At 44.9% G+C, this 19,387-nt stretch carries 18 protein-coding genes; 10 read left to right on the top strand and 8 right to left on the bottom strand.

Annotated elements, in window-relative coordinates:
* Positions 1 to 3: 3 nt before the first annotated feature.
* On the top strand, positions 4 to 1,062 hold the full coding sequence (locus WAE59_RS19955; RefSeq protein ID WP_337857750.1) for a glycoside hydrolase family 2 TIM barrel-domain containing protein: 1,059 nt from the start codon (positions 4 to 6) through the stop codon (positions 1,060 to 1,062).
* A 35-nt stretch (positions 1,063 to 1,097) separates the two neighbouring features.
* On the opposite strand, the gene WAE59_RS19950 is transcribed toward WAE59_RS19955, so the two are convergent.
* A complete protein-coding gene (locus WAE59_RS19950; protein ID WP_337857749.1) occupies positions 1,098 to 1,700 on the bottom strand; it encodes an FMN-dependent NADH-azoreductase in 603 nt (200 codons plus the stop codon).
* Between the two features lie 111 nt (positions 1,701 to 1,811).
* Here WAE59_RS19950 and WAE59_RS19945 point away from each other — a divergent pair, with 111 nt between their 5' ends.
* Positions 1,812 to 2,168, top strand: coding sequence for a winged helix-turn-helix transcriptional regulator (locus WAE59_RS19945; RefSeq protein WP_337857748.1), 357 nt, complete (start codon positions 1,812 to 1,814; stop codon positions 2,166 to 2,168).
* A 36-nt stretch (positions 2,169 to 2,204) separates the two neighbouring features.
* Here WAE59_RS19945 and WAE59_RS19940 read toward each other — a convergent pair whose 3' ends face one another.
* Both WAE59_RS19940 and WAE59_RS19935 read right to left on the bottom strand, forming a co-directional pair.
* A complete protein-coding gene (locus WAE59_RS19940) occupies positions 2,205 to 2,615 on the bottom strand; it encodes a sigma factor (RefSeq protein WP_337857747.1) in 411 nt (136 codons plus the stop codon).
* A gap of 69 nt (positions 2,616 to 2,684) precedes the next feature.
* Positions 2,685 to 2,906, bottom strand: a complete 222-nt coding sequence (locus WAE59_RS19935) for a helix-turn-helix domain-containing protein (RefSeq protein WP_337857746.1) — start codon at positions 2,904 to 2,906, stop codon at positions 2,685 to 2,687.
* Between the two features lie 168 nt (positions 2,907 to 3,074).
* On the opposite strand from WAE59_RS19935, the gene WAE59_RS19930 reads away from it, so the two are divergent.
* Positions 3,075 to 4,163 carry an acyltransferase family protein gene (locus WAE59_RS19930; protein ID WP_337857745.1) on the top strand — a complete coding sequence of 363 codons (1,089 nt, stop codon included), beginning with the start codon at positions 3,075 to 3,077 and terminating at the stop codon, positions 4,161 to 4,163.
* 5 nt (positions 4,164 to 4,168) lie between these two features.
* On the opposite strand, the gene WAE59_RS19925 is transcribed toward WAE59_RS19930, so the two are convergent.
* The 5 genes from WAE59_RS19925 to WAE59_RS19905 form a co-directional block, all read right to left on the bottom strand.
* Positions 4,169 to 4,870, bottom strand: coding sequence for a hypothetical protein (locus WAE59_RS19925; protein ID WP_337857744.1), 702 nt, complete (start codon positions 4,868 to 4,870; stop codon positions 4,169 to 4,171).
* Between the two features lie 42 nt (positions 4,871 to 4,912).
* Positions 4,913 to 5,389 (bottom strand): DUF4625 domain-containing protein, encoded by a 477-nt coding sequence (locus WAE59_RS19920; RefSeq protein WP_337857743.1) that lies wholly within the window; start codon positions 5,387 to 5,389, stop codon positions 4,913 to 4,915.
* Positions 5,390 to 5,398: 9 nt separating this feature from the next.
* Positions 5,399 to 6,313, bottom strand: a complete 915-nt coding sequence (locus tag WAE59_RS19915) for a DUF4625 domain-containing protein (protein WP_337857742.1) — start codon at positions 6,311 to 6,313, stop codon at positions 5,399 to 5,401.
* Positions 6,314 to 6,324: 11 nt separating this feature from the next.
* Positions 6,325 to 8,736 carry a TonB-dependent receptor gene (locus tag WAE59_RS19910; RefSeq protein ID WP_337857741.1) on the bottom strand — a complete coding sequence of 804 codons (2,412 nt, stop codon included), beginning with the start codon at positions 8,734 to 8,736 and terminating at the stop codon, positions 6,325 to 6,327.
* Between the two features lie 77 nt (positions 8,737 to 8,813).
* Positions 8,814 to 9,119 carry a hypothetical protein gene (locus WAE59_RS19905; RefSeq protein WP_337857740.1) on the bottom strand — a complete coding sequence of 102 codons (306 nt, stop codon included), beginning with the start codon at positions 9,117 to 9,119 and terminating at the stop codon, positions 8,814 to 8,816.
* 209 nt (positions 9,120 to 9,328) lie between these two features.
* Between WAE59_RS19905 and WAE59_RS19900 the strand changes: the two genes are divergently transcribed.
* The 7 genes from WAE59_RS19900 (at position 9,329) to WAE59_RS19870 (ending at position 19,385) form a co-directional block, all read left to right on the top strand.
* Positions 9,329 to 10,816 carry a PAS domain S-box protein gene (locus WAE59_RS19900; RefSeq protein ID WP_337857739.1) on the top strand — a complete coding sequence of 496 codons (1,488 nt, stop codon included), beginning with the start codon at positions 9,329 to 9,331 and terminating at the stop codon, positions 10,814 to 10,816.
* Positions 10,817 to 10,960: 144 nt separating this feature from the next.
* Complete coding sequence (locus tag WAE59_RS19895) at positions 10,961 to 13,879, top strand: glycosyl hydrolase (protein WP_337857738.1); 2,919 nt, start codon at positions 10,961 to 10,963, stop codon at positions 13,877 to 13,879.
* Between the two features lie 25 nt (positions 13,880 to 13,904).
* Positions 13,905 to 15,332: an arabinose isomerase gene (locus tag WAE59_RS19890; RefSeq protein WP_337857737.1), complete on the top strand. Its 1,428-nt coding sequence runs from the start codon at positions 13,905 to 13,907 to the stop codon at positions 15,330 to 15,332.
* A gap of 95 nt (positions 15,333 to 15,427) precedes the next feature.
* On the top strand, positions 15,428 to 15,697 hold the full coding sequence (locus WAE59_RS19885) for a hypothetical protein (protein WP_337857736.1): 270 nt from the start codon (positions 15,428 to 15,430) through the stop codon (positions 15,695 to 15,697).
* A 35-nt stretch (positions 15,698 to 15,732) separates the two neighbouring features.
* On the top strand, positions 15,733 to 17,145 hold the full coding sequence (locus WAE59_RS19880) for a sulfatase family protein (protein WP_337857735.1): 1,413 nt from the start codon (positions 15,733 to 15,735) through the stop codon (positions 17,143 to 17,145).
* A gap of 47 nt (positions 17,146 to 17,192) precedes the next feature.
* Positions 17,193 to 17,684, top strand: a complete 492-nt coding sequence (locus WAE59_RS19875) for a sulfatase family protein (protein ID WP_337857734.1) — start codon at positions 17,193 to 17,195, stop codon at positions 17,682 to 17,684.
* A gap of 6 nt (positions 17,685 to 17,690) precedes the next feature.
* Positions 17,691 to 19,385 carry an arylsulfatase gene (locus WAE59_RS19870; RefSeq protein ID WP_337857733.1) on the top strand — a complete coding sequence of 565 codons (1,695 nt, stop codon included), beginning with the start codon at positions 17,691 to 17,693 and terminating at the stop codon, positions 19,383 to 19,385.
* Positions 19,386 to 19,387: the final 2 nt, after the last annotated feature.

Here is a 19,387-nt window from a genome sequence, read left to right as displayed (position 1 = left end):
CATATGAGGAATTTATTCACTTTCTTTTTCTTTTCTTTTTTCATTGTCGGCACGGGGATGGCACAACCTCGCTGGACAGCGGAACAGGCAGGTAGCTGGTATAAAAAGCAGCCCTGGATGACCGGAGCTAATTTTCAGCCTTCTACAGCCATCAACCAGCTGGAGATGTTTCAGGCTGCTACTTTTGATCCTGAAACGTTAGATAAGGAACTGGGCTGGGCCGAGGAACTGGGGTTCAATACCATGAGGGTGTTTTTACACCATGTGGCATGGACATCCGATAAGGAGGGTTTCAAAAAACGCTTAAATCAATACCTGGACATCTCTACCAAACATAAGATCAGAACGATGCTGGTCTTTTTCGACGATTGCTGGAATGATAAATACCAGGCTGGTAAACAGCCTGAACCGAAGCCAGGAGTGCACAATAGTGGTTGGTTGAGGGACCCGGGCACTGATATCCGCAATAACCCGGATAGCTTGAAAATGCTGGAAGCTTATGTCAAAGATGTCATGACTACGTATAAAAACGACAACCGTATTGTCATGTGGGACCTTTACAATGAACCGGGCAACAACCAGTACGTGGACAAAAGTCTACCCCTGCTGAAATTGGTTTTTGAATGGGCCAAGGCAGTAAACCCTAGTCAGCCCATTACTTCCGGAATCTGGAATTTTGGAGCCAACTTTGAAAACCTGAACAAATTTCAATTAGAGAATTCAGATGTGATCACCTACCACCACTATGGCTACGTAGATGCTCATTTGAAAAAGATCGAAGAACTGAGGGCTTACAATCGCCCGATGTTGTGTACTGAATATATGGCCAGGAGAAACGGTAGTTTATTCCAAACGGTAATGCCGATGCTGAAAGAGCAGAAAGTAGGTGCCATCCACTGGGGTTTTGTTTCCGGGAAAACCAATACCATTTTTGCCTGGGATACTCCGAGACCAGATGGAAAAGAACCTGAGCTTTGGTTTCATGACATTTACAGGAAAGATAAAACTCCTTTCAGTAACAACGAAATCCAGGCCATCAAGTCCTTAACCAAGAAAAAGTAACATAAAAAAGGCGCCCCTTGAACAGGGCGCTTTTTTTAGTTGATCTGTATGCTGTCAATGCCTTTTTGCAGGGCAGTATCCTGTAACCCCGGAATAGAGGTGCCTTCTACGCGGACGGAAGTAACATCTGTCATGCCTAAGAAGCCTAAAACAGATTTCAGGTAGGGCTCTGCGAAGTCAAAGGACTTCATCGGGCCATCCGAGTAAATCCCTCCTGATGAAAGTGCCAGGTAAACTTTCTTGTTTTTTATCAATCCCTGCGGGCCGTTTTCATCATACTTAAAGGTAATCCCCGCACGTGCGATATGGTCTATCCAGGCTTTCAGACTGGAGTGTATGGAAAAGTTGTAAAGCGGTGCGCCCAGAACAATTACATCTGCATCCATAATTTCCTGGATGGCTTCTTCTGAATGTTTAATGGCTGCAAGGTTCTCCGGTGTCCGGCTTTCTGCGGGTGTGAAGAAAGAGGCCAGGTGCGCTTCTTCCAGATGGGGGAATTTTTTACTGACCAGATTAGTTTCCTTTAGCGTACTGTCTGGGTAGTGATCCTGGATTTTCTCTACAATCGCGTTTCCCAATTTGATGCTGAAGGATGCGGCTCCCCGCGGACTCGATATGATGTGCAATATCTTTTTCATGATTTAAATATTTTATACCGTCAAATCTATATACATTTGCTTATAAAATATTAGTAGTATACAAAAGGTTAGTGCTAACCTTTGAGTTAGCTTTCTTTAAATCAAGTAGTTATGGATGAGGTAGTAGGGATCACGAGAGAGGCATGTACCAGAAGGTTAAGCTCCATAGGGGATGCGCTTTACGTAATTGGAGGTAAATGGAAATTGCGGGTCATCGTTGCCCTGCGCGAAAACAACAAACGCTTTAATGAGATTCAGCGGACGGTGGAGGGCATCTCTGCCCGTGTCTTATCCAGTGAGTTAAAAGAACTGGAGATGAACGGATTTGTGAAGCGGGTAGTGCATAACCAAACACCGGTCGTGGTGGAATACGAACTTACACCCTATGCAGACACATTGAGCGATGTCTTACACGCGCTTTCAGACTGGGGGACGATGCACCGGGAAAAATTAAGGTCTGACCGCTAGTTAAGTCGACACGATAGGAATGAACAAAACAGCATTTTAGGAGGCAACAGCACTCGCTTTCTGGAAATCCCTCAAATCCTTTGAATAGGCATTGATCGCATGTTTCAGGCTACGGTTTACCTGGGCAAGCAATTCCTTTTTATCTACCCGCAATTCGGAACTACCCAATTGAATGTCGTCCAAAGACAGCATTTTTCTCTTTTTAAAGGGTTCTATGCTGATTATTGGTTCCGGATTGCTTTCCAGGTGAACGGTTTTCATCAGGGAATACAACCAGGCTTTCAGATTGCTGCCGGGCGTATAGGTGCTGGAATCTTGCAAGGCGCGGATGATGGTGTCCTGTACCAGTTCTTCTGCCTGTTCTATATCCTTTACGAATCGTAGTGCGAAAACCTCCAGTGTCGGTTTTTCCATGCAGATCAAATAGTTTAATGTAGAAATTTCCATAGGTATAGGGTTTAAGATGAATCTATAGCCCTACCTCAAATCCTATACCGCGATGCGAATTGCAATTAACTAGTTACAGAAAAGTTCAGATATCTCGATTTCTAAAACCGCAGAAATCTGAAATAGCCTATCCAGGGAAAGGCTGCTGCGGCCGAGTTCAAGTTTACTATAGGCGTTCTGAGATATATTTAATTTCATGGCCATATAGTCCTGCGTATAGTTTTTATCCAGCCTCATCTGCCTGATGTTGCTAATGATCTTCTTTATCCTGTCGCCAGAATCATTATTCATATAAAAATGTCAATTGTTGTCCCGGCATCATTAACGTAATAAAATCTTGCGCGGATGTTCAGCATCAACATAAATTAGATGGTGGTATCGCTTTGAGACAATATGCAGAATATTTGATACGGAATTATCTGCCTATTTGCCGTTCTTCGGTGTGCTTAACACACACCAATGAATACCCAAGAACCAGATGTATCTGTTTTACAGAAAAAGCCGCACTTCGAGATCCTGGATGGTCTTAGGGGTATTGCGGCAGTGGCTGTCGTCATTTTCCATTTTATGGAATTTGCTGTGCCCGATTATCATGATAATTTCATTGCGCACAGCTACCTGGCGGTCGATTTCTTCTTCTGCCTATCTGGCTTTGTGATCGCCTACGCCTATGACCGGAAAATAGCAAGTATAGGCCTCGGCCGGTTTTTGAAGTTGCGGCTTATCCGCCTTCATCCCCTCGTGTTTATCGGAGCTCTGATCGGTTTGCTGACCTTTGTCTTCGATCCGTTCAGCAATCTATATGAAAAATATGGTGCCGGTCAGGGCTTTCTCCTGTTTTTATCTTCCGCTTTCCTGGTTCCTTATCCTCTTGTTACAGAACGCTATTTCAATCTTTTTCACCTGAATCCGCCTACCTGGTCGCTATTTTGGGAATACATCGCCAATATTATTTATGCGGTACTGCTCGTCCGGTTAAAAAACAAAGTGTTATGGGGACTGACTTTACTGGCTGCGGCTGCACTTTTCTACGAGGCCTATCAATCCAGATTTTTGGGTGTCGGCTGGGGTGGCGATAACTTTTTAGGGGGTGGTATCCGGGTGGCCTTTTCTTTTCTGGCCGGAATGCTGATCTACCGCTCCGGCTGGATCATCAAGTCGCGTCTGGGCTTCGTTGGGTTAAGTGGCTTATTGGCCCTCGCTTTTCTTTTTCCCTATTCCGATCAAATCAATTTCATTGCCGATCCCCTGATTGTTGTGTTTTACCTCCCTTTACTGGTGGCCTTAGGGGCGGGGGCTACACTTAGGCCTGCGTTCCGCAAAATCTGTAAACTTTCGGGCGAACTTTCTTATCCGCTTTACATGATCCATTATGGATTTTTATGGATTTTCCTGAGCTATGTGGCGCGAATGAAACCAACCTTAAATGAGATGGTACCGATCATTGTAGCAGGAACTTTATTGCTGATTGGCCTGGCTTATCTGGTGTGGAAATTTGTAGATAAGCCCATTAGAAAATACATGAGCCCCCGCTTGGGGAGCTCATAAGTATACTAGTGACCATGTCCTTCTTCTACATGGATTTCGAACTTCAGTTTCAGGACATCTTCTCCTGCAAACCTGGTTGCATAGTCATTATGGTTCCAATCGCTCCTGGTAATGGTAGCTTTTAGGTCCTTATTGAGTTTCCTCATGACATAGCTAATCGCTTTGGTTGGGCCTTCATTGTCGTGCCCTACAGTCAGGTAAGCCAATACGCCTGTAGTTTCGTACTGGCCTGTGACCACCGTACCATCGGCATAATTGGTTTCTCTTGGTTGGAAGATAGCGCCGCTTTCATCTTGCGAATCTTTGTTGAGAACGAGGTTGCCACCCACTAGGAAAGCTTTGAACAAATCTGCTGTGGCTTTATTCTGAATGAACTGGTTTTGTACTTCTTTTCCGGTGTAATCCCAGGCTTTAAGTTCTAAGCGATAGACTGCGTCGGCCTCCAGGTGAAGGTGCCCGTTTTCTGTAGCGGCTCCATTTTCGTTGAATTTGATGACGATTTTCTCTCCCGAAACCAGATCTGTCAAGCCATGGAAGTGATCTCCGTGTGCTTCGATCGCTGCTCCTGTTACTTCGGTCAGGGTGATTTCGGAACGCGCTATACCTTCCTTAAGGGGTGTTGTCTCATCGTCTTTTTTGCATGAGCTCATGAAAAGTACTGCTGCTCCGATAAAAGTGATTGCCGCTGATTTGAATGAATTGGTCATTGTTGTCATTTTTTTAAGGGTTTAATGAATGATGTGTTTGTTTTACTGAATTTTAATGCTGATGCCCTTGATGGTTTGCCAGCCAGCCTGGTCTGTTAGTCTGATCAGGAAGTGGTAATCGCCGGGATCGATATCTGCGGGCACGGAAATTTCCTCCGCAATCTGGTAATTGTTCAGTCCTGAAGGGATCGTAAAGCTTTTGATCAGCAGGAAAGGCTTCAGCGGAGTTTTTACGGCTTCGGGCTGACAGTCGTTCACTTCGGTGCTGTGGCTATGGTGGTCGAAGTTATGGTGGATGTCGACACTAACTGAACCCAGTTGTGCATTGTCAGTCAGGTTGGCCCGGAACATAAACTTTTCACCTCGTTTGACTACGCTGCATTGCTGCGGGAAGGCATTGGCTACCGACAGGTCGATTACAGGATATGTGGTATCAATGTTTTCTTTTTCCTCTTTCGAACAGCTGCTGAGCACTAAGGACATGGCCATCATGAAGAAAGCCGTTTGGATAAATTTCATAGGTGTTGTTTATTGGTAATCAATGGTGATGGGAATTGACTTATAGACGTTGACGTTATAGGTTGTATTCTTATAAAGGATTACCAGGTTGTATTGGCCAGATTCCCATGCTTTAGCTCCTGAAATGGGATTTGCATTTGGCTCGTTGCCATCGTTGCTTGCACCAATGATGATGCTTTCTCCACCGTACACGCCATTGATTTGTTTCAATGTAGAGAGCTTGGACGCAGCAGGCAGGTTCTTATGTTCGCCTTTAGAGATGACAATCGCTTTGCTAAAATCGAGCTTGTCGATGCTTTCCGGGAAATAATTGGCTTTGCGCTTGATCAGTACGGTATAAAGCAAGCCGTCGCCTTTGATGTCGCTGATTTGTGCATGTGCAGTGAATTCATCACCTTTTTTGAAGATCAGTTCCTTTTCCACGTAGGTATCCATGTAATAAATCATCGTTCCGTTCCTGGAGAAAATGTCGCGGCCTATTTTGGGGTCGACAGGTACATTCGCCGGATCAGTGATGGTGAAATCTTCTTTGATCTCCAGTTTGCTGCCATTCTCATCCAATACGATGAAATAGAAAACATATTTTCCCTCAGGGGCTTCAGCGGGAATGGTAAAATGCTTGTGTACATTGGTGTTCTTTGCACCTTTATATTCGGCCCAGTTCAGTTCCAGTTTCCATGTGGATGTATAAGTTTCCCCGCTTTTTTGGAGGATTTTTACCTGTACATCCTGGATTTTATCGCCGGCCAATACATCAGCATTCAGGTGGAAATCCCGTCCCCTGAGGGCCTGCTTGTTATTGCCTGTGCCAATTTCGATGTTCTCCGCTGTTGGTGCAGCGGGTTCAGCTACAGTTTCATCTTTCTTGCAACTGCTAAGTATTGCTCCGGTGAGGAGCAATGCGCAAATGATCTTTGTTTTCATATTGGTGTTGTTTATTGTTGTGATTTCTGTGTATGTAACATAAAGGGGATTTTGAGCGACAGTACGATATTTCTTCCCGCTTCCGGCAACTCGATGAGCCGGTAGAAGCTGGTATGATTGAGGTATCTGGTATCTAGCAGGTTTTGCGCCTGTACGCTGAGTATAAGGGACTGTTTATAAAGCTTTATTTTTGTGCCTGCCTGCAGGTTTACGATCCGATAGCCGGGAGATTCTTTTTCGGGAGGAACAATATTATTTTGTCGGCCTGTGATCCTATAGTCCAGGGAGAGGTAACTGTCCCTAAGCCCAGGCAATTCCGGCGACCAGCTCAAGTTTAGCAATACTGATACCGGAGGCGAAAAGGGAAGGGTGTAGCCTTTTTTATCGCCCGACAATTGTTCAGCATACAGGTATTCTGCCAGTACTTCAGTACTCAGGTTCTTCCAGAAATTATATTTTACCTGCAGTTCCCCTCCGTAACGCATCACGCGGCTTTGTGTATACTGGAAAATCTGATTGCCCGCACCATAGTTGTAATCGTGATTGGGGGTAGGGTTCAGGTAGATATAATTCGGGAAATAATTGTAGAAGGGACTCAATTGTACCGACCATTTTCCGGTATTCCAACCCAGACTTAAATCCGCCTGATAGGACTGTTCTGCTGATAGATTGGCATCGCCTCGTTCATAGCTGAAATAATGGTAGTTGACTCCATTTGCAGCCAATTCCTTAGCTATAGGCATACGAAAGCTCTTGCCAATATTGGCTTTAAGGTTAAAAGCGTCTCGGTTATAGTTTATTCCCGCCGACCAAACAAAACTGTGGAAACTGCGGTTCAGTTCTTCAGCTCGTTTTGCATATTCTGAGCGGGTAATCCCTCCTTCAGAAATCTCTGATGGGAACCAGTCGGTATACCCTGATGTACGGATGTTGCCGTAATCATAACGGACCGCACCATGGAGCAATACCTCATCGGTAAGCTTCAATTTCTCATGTGCAAATACCCCAAGTGTTTGCTGCTTAAAAGCAGGAACAAGGAAGGTCCAGCCACTTATAGTATTGTTTTGCTGCTCTCCGTTTAAGCCGAGTGTAAAGGTATGCTTGCCGAAGCTGAGCTCATCCCGCAGGTTGAAGGAGTATACTTGTTTGTCAAATTCCCTTTCCAAATGAGATGGAATAGTCATCGTGTCCGGATAGATTGGAGGCATATAGCCATGATTCACATATTGACTAAACTCTTCTCTGAAATTGCGCTGGTAACCTAAATCGAGTTCGATGCGCTGATGGGCGGTATTCCAGGTATTTCTGCTGATGGCTTTAAAATGGTTGACCTGCTGACCAGGCGTCTGGATGTCCCTGGCGGATGCATCATGCAATCGCGTATCTACCTGGCGCGGCTCTAGTCCGTGTGCATTGGCAAAGAAACCGCTTTTGTTGTATACGTTGCTCAGGTAAAGAACTGATCTGAAATGGTCGCTCAGGTATCCCGTACTGAAGTGTAAACCGCTTTCTTTGCCCGCAGTATTCCTTAATCGCTTTTCATGTAATTGAACAGGAAAGTTATAAACCGATACGCTGTCTGCTGGTACCCGGTAATCGGCATAGCTCTGGTACGTCAATCTGGAATCGAAAAACCAATGTTCCTTTCGGCCAAAGAGATTCACAGAGGTACCGTAAAGATTATTGTTGCTTTTTCCGATGAGGTCTAGAGAACCGCCAAGGGTATTTGCCTCTGGTATTGCTGCCGGCTTTACGACGATTACGCCCCCAATCGCATCTGAACCGTAAATGAACGAAGCTGCCCCTTTTAAGAGTTCTACTTCTCCTGCCGCAAATTGATCGAGTTCCAGGCCATGATCGGCTCCCCATTGCTGACCCTCATGCTTGATGCCTTTTTCTGCGACAACCACTCGGTTGAAACCTAATCCGCGAATCAGTGGTTTAGATTGTCCGGAACCAATGCCTATAGTTTTGATGCCCGGCAATCGCTCTAATGTTTTCATCAAACTACCTCCAAGATGGCGCTGAATAAACTTACTGTCTACAATTTCCAGGTTCAGGGACTCTGCCTGCTTTCTGCTTGCCACTCCCTGACCAGCTACGACTACTTCGGTCAACTGGTGACTTGGGGTGTGCATGGTAATGTGGATTCTGGCATGCTGTTCAGTGCTCAGTTGTTGACGATAAGTTTGAAAGCCAATTAATGTGGCAATAAGCTGAAGTTGCCCCGCCGGGAGATTTTGAAACTGAAATTTACCAGCCAGATCGGTTTCCGTTAGAATTGCCGTCCCGGCAATTTCGATCTGTACTTTAGCTAAAGGCTGATTGTCGGCATTGGTCACATGGCCCGACAGTACACGTTGCTGTGCCATTGCAGATGTTCCGATCCACAGGCATAGCAACATACCGATGAGTTTTCGCATACGTTGTTAAAAAAAATGAAATGATGAAGGTTTGGCTCAAATGAAATCAATGAGCCGGAGCCGGAATACCGGTTTTCTTAAGAAATAAAGCTTGGCGGACCCTTATTGGTGAAGCCCTGTAAAGTGAATTTGTAATTGCCGGTAAAAACGCCGCTCAGATGTTCCGGGGCGGGTAGGGATGGAATCAACATGGGTTCCAGATTCGGCATCAAGTAATCTTTATGTTGAAGTTGGGCCAGAAATACACAGATTTCGCAATGCTCGGAAACGGGGACGATTTCCTTCTCAAAACCTGCATTACTGGAAGTTTCATCATAGTGTGAGTGGAAAGCCTGCACAGCAAAAAGAGATACAAACATGCCGATCAGCAGTAATGCTGTCAACTGATGTAGCTTTTTCCGGATTTGCAACGAAGTGTTTTTCACAATTGCAGCAAAGTTGCATATAATAACTTAAAGCTGCAAGGATATTTCAAAAAAAGGCGCTAAACCTATACTCGGTTTAACTATTAAAACTAAGCGGAGACAATGACTGTTTTTCTTGCAGAAATATGCTTAGCTTTAGCATATTTCTGTTTTGATACCGAAAGCGTATGGATGACATTGAACAAGCGAATCAGATCATTAGTGTACAGGATGAACTCAACTCTGCCTATCGTATGGCAGAGGAACGAAGTGCAGTGCTTTCTGCTATTATAGATTCTTCAGATGATGCGATCATCAGCAAGAATTTGGATGGTATCGTGACCAGCTGGAATCTTTCTGCAGAGCGTATTTTCGGTTATACCGCTTCAGAGATGATTGGAACGTCGATACTTAGACTCATCCCGGAAGACCGTGCGGATGAAGAACCCCACATTCTTTCCCGACTTCGAAATGGTGATAGGGTAGATCATTTTCATACCAAAAGGAGGCGAAAAGATGGTCAACTTGTAGACGTGTCTTTAACGATCTCTCCAGTTCGTAACAGGGAAGGACTGATCATCGGGGTATCCAAGATTGCCAGAGACATCACGGCAATAAAAATTGCTGAAGAAAAAAGTGCAATCCTCTCGGCTATCATTACTTCCAGCGACGATGCCATCATTAGTAAAGATTTGAACAGTACCATTACTAGCTGGAATGCATCGGCTCAGCGGATTTTTGGTTATTCCGCGGAGGAGATGATCGGGGAATCTATCCTCAAGCTGATACCCCTTGACCGTCATCAGGAGGAACCGTTAATTCTCGGAAAATTGAAATCTGGAGAAAGAGTGGAGCATTTTGAGACCCGGAGAATGACCAAATGGGGTACATTGATTGATGTTTCTCTAACGATATCTCCGATTAAAGATAATGCTGGCAACATCATTGGTCTTTCCAAGATTGCCAGGGATATTACAGATAAAAAGCTGGAGGAACAACGTAAGAATGATTTCATTTCCATTGTGAGCCATGAACTGAAAACGCCTTTAACCTCATTGAGGTCCTATATCCAGTTGGCCTTGATCAAGGCGCGTGAGCGTACAGACGAATTCAGTACCCGGCTTTTGACCAGGGCAGAGGTGCAGACTGGAAAAATGTCTACCATGATCCATGACTTTTTAAACCTCTCTCGCCTGGAGGAAGGTAAAATGACGCTGTCGCTCAGTAAATTTTCTCTCGCGGATTTAATGAAAGAAGTGGTTCTGGAAGCGGAGATTCTGGCTTCCAGTCATCAATTGGTAATGGATGCTTGTCCAGAAGTAGAATTGCTCGCCGACCGTGATAAATTGGGGCAGGTGCTGACCAATCTGCTTAGCAACGCAGTAAAATATTCAGCTTCGGGATCAAGGATCACGATAGACTGCCTGGTTAGGGACAATCAGGTAGAAATTAGCTTTGCGGATCAGGGCCTGGGTATCGCCGAAGAGGATCAGCGCCATTTATTCGAGCGCTTTTACAGGGTGAGACAAGATCAGCAGCAGAGCCATGTTTCAGGCTTTGGTATTGGATTGTATCTGGTTTCAGAGATACTGAAGCTTCATGGATCAGAGATTCGTTTGCAGAGCAGGCCAGGAGAGGGCTCGGTATTTTCTTTTTCACTTGCGTTGGAAAGCTGATGGCCCAAAGCCGGTATGGGTTGATAAAATATCAAAAATGACAACTTTAAAGTCAAATAGGGTAAAAAGATAAATGCCCATTGCGCTAGATTTGGCCGGCAGTTATTTCCATGAAGGAAACGCCGTTTTATTAGCCATTGAAAAATGAAAAAACAACAGGTCAGTTATTTGCTTATAGCATTCTTACTAGCTATTGGCTGTAGCACGAAGATACAATCTCCCCAAATCTCATTAAATGCGCTAAAAAAAGGATTCTTGCTGCCGCCTGATTCTGCTAAACCAGGGGTGTACTGGTATTTCATGGATGGGAATATGTCGGCTGAAACCATGACCAAAGACCTGGAATCTATGAAACGGGTCGGAATTGCCAATTTGATATTTCTGGAAGTCAATGTAGGGGTTGCACGCGGACCGGTAACTTTTTTTAGTGAGGAATGGCAGGAGCTGTTTGTTCATGCTGTACATGAAGCCGAACGCTTAGGTATTGAGGTCACATTGGGAATAGGCCCCGGCTGGACAGGAAGTGGAGGACCTTGGGTGGACATCGCTCAGTCTATGCAAATCCTGGTCTCTTCGTCCCTGGAAGTCAGGGAGGGCCAAGGCTCGATCCATCTGCCTATACCGGCACAAAAAGCCCCTTACTTTGGAGAGGGCGCTTTTACTCCGGAATTGAAGAAAGAGTGGAATGATTTTTACGAAGATGTAGCTGTATTGGCTTATCCAAGTCCGACCATTCAGAAAAGCATCGCTGATATCGACGAAAAGGCTTTGTACTATCGGGCTCCGTATTCCTCAGTACAAGGTGTTAAGCCCTATTTGCCTGTCCCGTCCAATTATGAAAAATTGCCAGCAGGAGCTTTGATTCCCAAAGACGGTATCCTGAACCTGACGGATAAGCTCGCTGCCGATGGAACGCTGGACTGGATTATCCCTAAAGGGAACTGGACCATTCTCCGCTTTGGGAGAAGAAACAACAGTTCGATCACGCGTCCGGCGCCAATGCCGGGACTAGGTTTTGAAGCAGATAAATTCGATACGCTTGCCATTAATGCTCATCTGGAGCATTACGTGGGTACTTTGATCAGAAAAATTGGTCGGCCTAAACCTGGCGCAAAAGGGGGACTGAAGCGTCTTCATATGGATAGCTGGGAAATGGGAGCGCAAAACTGGACACCTAAATTTCGCGAAGAGTTCTTAAGGAGACGGGGGTATGATCCCTTGCCTTTTTACCCGGTATATGCTGGAAATATTGTAGAAAGCCTAGAGGTTTCGGAAAGGTTTTTATGGGATTTAAGACAGACCGCTCAGGAACTTGTACTCGATTACCACGCCCGGCAGGTTAAAAAATTTGCAGCCCGCAACGGACTTGAACTCTCAATAGAACCGTATGATATGAACCCTACAGCTGATTTGGAATTGGGTGCCATCGCTGATGTGCCAATGGCAGAGTTCTGGAGTAAAGGCCTGGGTTTCAATGCAACGTACAGCGTGATAGAAGCTACATCTGTTGGGCATGTGGAAGGCCATGCTTTGATTCCGGCTGAAGCATTTACCGCGCAAAACAATGAAGGTTGGAAGCAGTATCCCGGGATGATGAAGGACCAGGGGGATTGGGCATTTGCTGCTGGAATCAACCGATTTGTGTACCATACTTTCCAAAGTCAGAGTTTGCCGGATGCGCTGCGACCGGGCATGACCATGGGACCATATGGTGTGCATTGGGACAGGAACCAGACCTGGTGGCCAATGGTAGGTACTTATCACGATTACATTTCCAGATGCCAGTTTGTATTGCAACAGGGCAATACAGTGGCTGATCTATTGTACCTGAGTCCGGAAGGATCTCCACATGTATTCAGACCGCCATCTTCTGCACTTGAAGGTGATGCTTTTCTTCCCGATAGAAAAGGCTATAATTTTGATGCCTGTGCGCCAGGACAATTGTATAAGGCCAGTGTGAAGAAAGGAAAGATTGTTTTTCCCGGAGGGGCATCTTACGAAATGTTGGTTTTACCCGCGAGCAATACCATGACTCCTGCATTATTGGAAAAAATTGCAGCGCTGGTAAATGCAGGGGCAACCGTAGTTGGGCCGCCTCCAACGAGATCTCCTGGCTTAACGGACCGTTTTACGGCCGATGAAAAAATTGCTGCACTCGTAAAAATGTTATGGGGCGCCGGAAAAGTGATTGATAACGCAGCTATTGGAAATAGTAATGACAACCTTTATCCTGGCTATGAGGTTACAGCAGAGCTCTTGAAGTCAAGAGGTATAGTACCTGATTTTATAGCGAATGGAGCGCTAAGATATACCCATCGCAGGTCCGCGGGTTTAGATGTATATTTTGTCTCTAATCGAACAGGTCATGTTCTAAAAACAGAAGCACGTTTTCGCAGTACATTAGGTAGTCCGCAGCTTTGGAATCCTGTTACCGGAGCAACCCGCAATCTTCCTGAATTTAGTTTAGCGGGTAATGAAACTACCATTCCATTGAAATTTGAGCCCTATGAAAGTTACTTTATTGTGTTCAGCAATGGAAATAAGGCAGGGACTGCAGGAAAATCAAATTTTGCAGAAAAAACGGTAGCAAAAGTGTTGGATGCGAGTTGGGAAGTACATTTCGATGAGAGGTGGGGCGGACCAAAGCATGTCATTTTTGAAGGGCTTTCTGACTGGACGTTACATCCCAACGAAGGCATTAAGTACTATTCTGGGACGGCATTGTATCGTCAAAGTTTTGATTTTCCCGGAGCGGAGAGCAATAGTAAATTTCTTTTGTCTTTAGGAGAGGTTTACCATATGGCCCGGGTGAAACTCAATGGTAAAGACCTTGGCGTTCTTTGGACTGCGCCATGGGAGGTAGACATTACTTCTGCGCTGAAAATGAAGCACAATGTCCTGGAAATAGAGGTGGTCAATTTATGGCCAAACCGTTTGATCGGGGATGAAGGCCTGCCAACGGAGCATCGGTTGACGCATACGACTTACCGGCATTATTCAAAAGATTCCCCATTGCTGAAGTCCGGTCTCCTTGGCCCTGTTACCATCTTAAATTTAAAATAATATAATCCTTCATTAATTAAGAGATATGAATAACGAATTGAAAATTGGCTTATTTGGAATAGGGCTTGAAACCTATTGGAGCCAGTTTGAGGGTTTGCAGGCCAGATTGGAAGGCTATGTGAATGAAGTCAGTGCAAACTTGAGCGCTTATGGTGCTGAAGTGATCAATCTGGGACTTGTGGATACACCTGAGAAGGCCTTTAAGGCCGGACATGATTTTAGAAAATCAGATGTAGATGTCTTATTCCTGTATGTAACGACCTATGCCTTGTCTGCGACTGTCCTGCCCGTAGTGCGGCACGTAAAAGTGCCCGTTATTGTCCTGAACTTATCACCCCAGGCAAATATCGACTATGAGCAGTTCAATAAGATGGGCAACCGCACTGCGATGACCGGTGAATGGCTGGCCAATTGTTCCTCTTGTTCCCTCCCTGAAATCGCGAATGTTTTCAAAAGGGCAAATATCCCGTTCTACCAGGTTACGGGTATGCTTCGAAACGACCCTAAGGCCTGGAACGAGGTAGCAGACTGGGTGTCTGCAGCAAAAGTGGCACGTGTAATGTCGGAAAACCGGATGGGACTAATGGGCAATTATTACGGGGGAATGTTGGATGTCTATAGCAACCTGACTTTGCAGCTGTGCACGTTTGGAGGCCATATAGAAATTATAGAAGTGGATGAGCTTTCCGCTTTGAGCGAACTGGTTACGGAAAATGAGGTTTCCGGAAAAATGATGGAATTCGCTTCGCTTTTCGAAATTCAGGAGGATTGTCCCTTACCTGAGCTGAAACGTGCTGCAAAGACTGCTGTAGCTCTGGACAGACTGTTGGAGCGGCACCAACTGGGATCCATAGCTTATTACCACAAAGGGATGGGTAACCGGATAAACGAAGAGACCATGAGTTCCATTATCTTGGGAGCCTCTTTATTAACAGCCCGGAGTGTTCCTGTGGCAGGGGAATATGAGGTCAAAAATGTGCAGGCCATGAAGATCATGGATAGTTTTGGGGCAGGAGGATCATTCACCGAATACTATGCGATGGATTTTTCGGCGGACGTGGTATTGATGGGGCATGACGGCCCTTGTCATTCTGGTATAGCAGAGGGAAAAATCAAAGTGAAGCCTTTACAGGAGTTTCATGGGAAAGTTGGATCTGGACTATCTGTGGAGATGTCTGTCGCTCATGGACCTGTAACTTTATTATCCGTAGTAGAAACTGTTGATGGCAAAGTCGTCTTTTTGCTTGCAGAAGCCGAATCGGTGCCCGGACCTATACTTGAAATCGGTAACACCAATAGCCGGTATAAATTTGATATCAGTCCAAGGGACTTTGTAGAGCGCTGGAATGCTCATGGGCCGGCACACCATTGCGCAATAGGAAGGGGCCATATTTCCTCGAAACTCCTGAAACTGGCTGAGCTACTCGGTATTGGGGCCATCAGGGTCTGTTAATTCTGCTGGTATGCGGTTTCGCAACATTTGTTTGACAAGATGTTTATGCAAAGATCATATATTACAGTTATTTTTATCCTGTATAAGATGATGTCATGAGCCATATCAAAATCAAAACAAAATATGTTGAAGAAGGAGAATACTGGAGTGCTATAGAACGGACATTATTCGTTCATCACAATCTGGTATCGGATTATGTAACCGTTTACGATGAAAGCGGGAAAGTTATTTTTACTTTCAATGATACCATGAGGAATAATCTGCTGGAAGCGATAAAACGAACAGCCGGCCCGCTTAAACATGGGGAGTTACCAGAGGGGGTCGAGTATATGGATGATCAGGATTGCGAAAAAATAGGGATATAATAATGCGTCAAATGCCATTGTTTAGATAGGAAAGTATGATCAATAAAAAAATTAATATTGTTTTTGCTGCTTCGTTGTGCATCGCGGGCTTAGCCTTTAAAAAGCCAATAGCTAGTCGTCCACCGAACATTGTATTGATCATGGCCGATGACCTGACCATGGCGGACATTGAACCGTACGGAAGTACGCAGGTTCACACACCCAATCTGAAACGTCTTGCAAAGGAGGGGATTTGCATGGACAATATGTTCAATATGGTGCCGGTCTGTTCGCCAACCAGGCAATCTTTGCTCACGGGCCTTGGTCCGGTGAGGAACGGGGCGTATCCCAATCACACCATGATTTACGATGGGGTGAAGACATTACCGCTTTATCTGAAAGCGTTGAATTACAACGTAGCGCTGATCGGCAAAAAGCATTACGCACCGGAGTCTGCGTTTCCCTTCGATTACCTTGGCGGAAGAGATGGGGATCAGGGAAATGGAAGAGATGTGGATTTGAGCAAAGCTGAGGATTACATCAGAAAATCTGCTGACAAACCGTATTTCCTGATGTTTACGAGCAATCAGCCTCATGAACCCTGGAACAGGGGCAATCAAAAAGCGTATGATCCTGCAAAGATTAAGCTGGCCCCCAATATGGTAGATACAAAGCTAACACGCAGGCAAATGGCCAAATATTTTGCAGAGATTACGTATCTGGATAGTTTGGTAGGGGTTTGCCTGGATATGGTGGAGCGATCAGGAGAAAAAGACAATACTGTAATTATGTTTGCCACAGAGCAGGGTAATTCCTTTCCATTCTCTAAATGGACCCTATATGATCAGGGCCTGCGGTCAGGTTTTATTGTGCGCTGGCCAGGAAAAATCAAACCGGGAACAAGGAGTGCGGCCATGCTTCAATACGCAGATGTCACACCTACAATAATTGACATTGCGGGTGCAGATCCTTCAAAGGTTAACACCGGCTCGAAAGATGGTCATGGAAATATGGGCTTCGATGGGCTGAGTTTTAAAAAAATACTTACGGGATCAGATCGTCATGTGCGGGATTATGTATTTGCAGAGATGACTACCAGAGGGATCATCAGGGGCAGCGACGCTTATGGAATCCGCTCAGCCAGAAGCGACAAATTCCTGTATATTCACAATTTGAATTATCAAAACGAGTTTAAAAATACGGTAACAAACTCTCCTTTGTTCAAAGAATGGATGGCCATCAATTACGAGCGGGCACATTTTTATGTGAAAAGGCCGGAAGAGGAACTTTATGATGTGCTCAAGGATCCTTTCAATTTACACAACCTGGCGAAAGTGCCCGAATATGCCGAGGTGAAGAAAGAGTTGAAGGAAAAGCTCTCCGGCTTCATGAAGCAACAAAATGATCAGGGCATAGCGACTGAAATGAAAGCCCTAAGCCGTCAGCCTAAAAATCAACCCGAACACTGATATGAAAATTTTAAAATTTGTAATTCCTGCATTACTCTTTATAGCGGATGTATCTCCTGGCCAAACTTTCGCTCTATGAGGGTGGAACACGCATGCCATTTATCATCACCTGGCCAGGAAAGATACCCGCAGGAAAAATAGATAACAGTTCTGAAGTTAATGCTATAGACCTGCTTCCTTCCTTGGCTAAAATGGCTGGCATAAAACTTCCATCCACTTACAAAGGCGACGGAACAGATCGGAGTACAGTGCTTACAGGAAAGCCTTCCCTTCGTAAAAAGGCAATGTTTTGGGAATATGGAAGAAACAACATTGCTTATAAATATCCTAAGGTCATTGATAAAAGTCCGAACCTAGCCGTACGCTCAGGTGACTGGAAGCTACTGATGAATGCGGATGGTTCGGACATACAACTCTATAATATCTTGAAAGATAAAAATGAAAGTACTAACTTGGCTGTTGAAAATGCCAAAATCACTGCTCAACTTCAGAAGGAGTTGGCCGCTTGGTGGAAGTCGATGCCAAGACTTAATAAATAATGAAACATGAACGCTAAGAGCTCTATAAACTGCCTCCTTTTAACTTGCTTTCTATTTGGCCTGAATTCCATTTGCGGAACCGAAGGAATGGCGCAGAAAAAAAATAAAGAAAAGCCAAACATCATCCTGATTCTTGCCGACGATCTCGGTTATTCGGATTTGGGTTGTTATGGAGGTGAAATTAATACGCCAAATCTTGACCGCATCGCGAAGCAAGGCTTGCAATTTACCCAGTTTTATAACGTATCGAGATGTTGCCCTACACGTGCTTCACTACTTACAGGACTTTACAATCACGATGCTGGGATTGGCGATATGACCACCCCGCAGAATGATAGCGGATATCGGGGCTATCTTGGGAAAAACACAGTAACCATTGCTGAAGTTTTAAAACAAGAAGGTTATCAAACAGGAATGACAGGAAAGTGGCACGTATCCAACACCATTGTTCAAAACAGCCAGGAAGAACAGTTAAAATGGTTACATCATCAGGTAGCGCATCCCTTATTTTCGCCCATTGAACAATACCCGACGAAACGTGGTTTCGACAAGTTTTATGGAACCATATGGGGAGTAGTTGATTTCTTTGACCCTTTTAGTCTGGTAGATGGAACAAAACCGGTAACTTCAATTCCAAAAAACTACTACCATACGGATGCCATCAACGACAAAGCGTCCGGGTACATCAGGGAATTTAGCAAAACAGAGAAGCCTTTCTTTTTATATGTTGCTCATAATGCTCCGCACTGGCCGATACAGGCATTGCCTGAAGATATTGAGAAATACAAAGATACCTATAAATCCGGCTGGGAAGCCATCAGGAAAACCCGGTACAAGAATATGATTCGCCTGGGCTTGATTGATTCTAACACTACTAAGCTTTCCGACAGGAACCCCGCAGACATTACCTGGGCGAACAATCCACATAAAGAATACGATGCCATGGCTATGGCCGTCCATGCTGCCATGGTCGACCGGATGGATCAGGGTATTGGAAGGATCTTAAAAACGCTGGAAGAAACAGGAAAGATGGACAATACCATCATTATCTTTTTAAGCGATAACGGGGCCAGTGCAGAATCCAGTGAAGCTTATGGACCGGGTTTTGACAGGCCAGGGCAAACAAGAGATGGTAGGACAGTATCATACTCTAAAAATAAAGACGTAATGCCTGGCCCGCAAACTACTTTCTTCTCTATCGGTCAGCATTGGGCGAATGTTGTAAACACCCCCTACAGGTTATGGAAATATCAGTCCTTTGAAGGAGGTGTTCATACCCCAATGATTATTTCCTGGCCAAAGGGTATAAAAGCAAAAGGATCTAAAACTGATGAAATAGGTCACGTAATGGACTTTATGGCAACCTTTATTGATGTTGCGGGTGCAAAATATCCTGCTGAATACGATGGTAATACGATAACTCCCTTAGAAGGGAAAAGTCTGATGCCCGTATTTAGCGGCAATAAACTGCCAGATCGCCCTTTATTTAACGAGCATGAAGGCAGCAAGTATGTACGCTACCAAAACTGGAAACTGGTGGTGGCTGGCGCTGACAGAAACTGGAGGTTGTTTAATATGGAGAACGATAAATCTGAAACGAAGAACCTCGCTGCACAATATCCTGAAAAGGTAGCTGCATTGAGCAAAATGTGGGATGACTGGGCCGTTAAGCATCATGTGTTGCCAAAACCTACAAAGTAAGA

The organism is Pedobacter sp. GR22-6, from assembly GCF_037402555.1.
In the GTDB taxonomy this organism is placed as follows: domain Bacteria; phylum Bacteroidota; class Bacteroidia; order Sphingobacteriales; family Sphingobacteriaceae; genus Pedobacter.
This window is presented reverse-complemented; position numbering and strand designations above follow the sequence as displayed.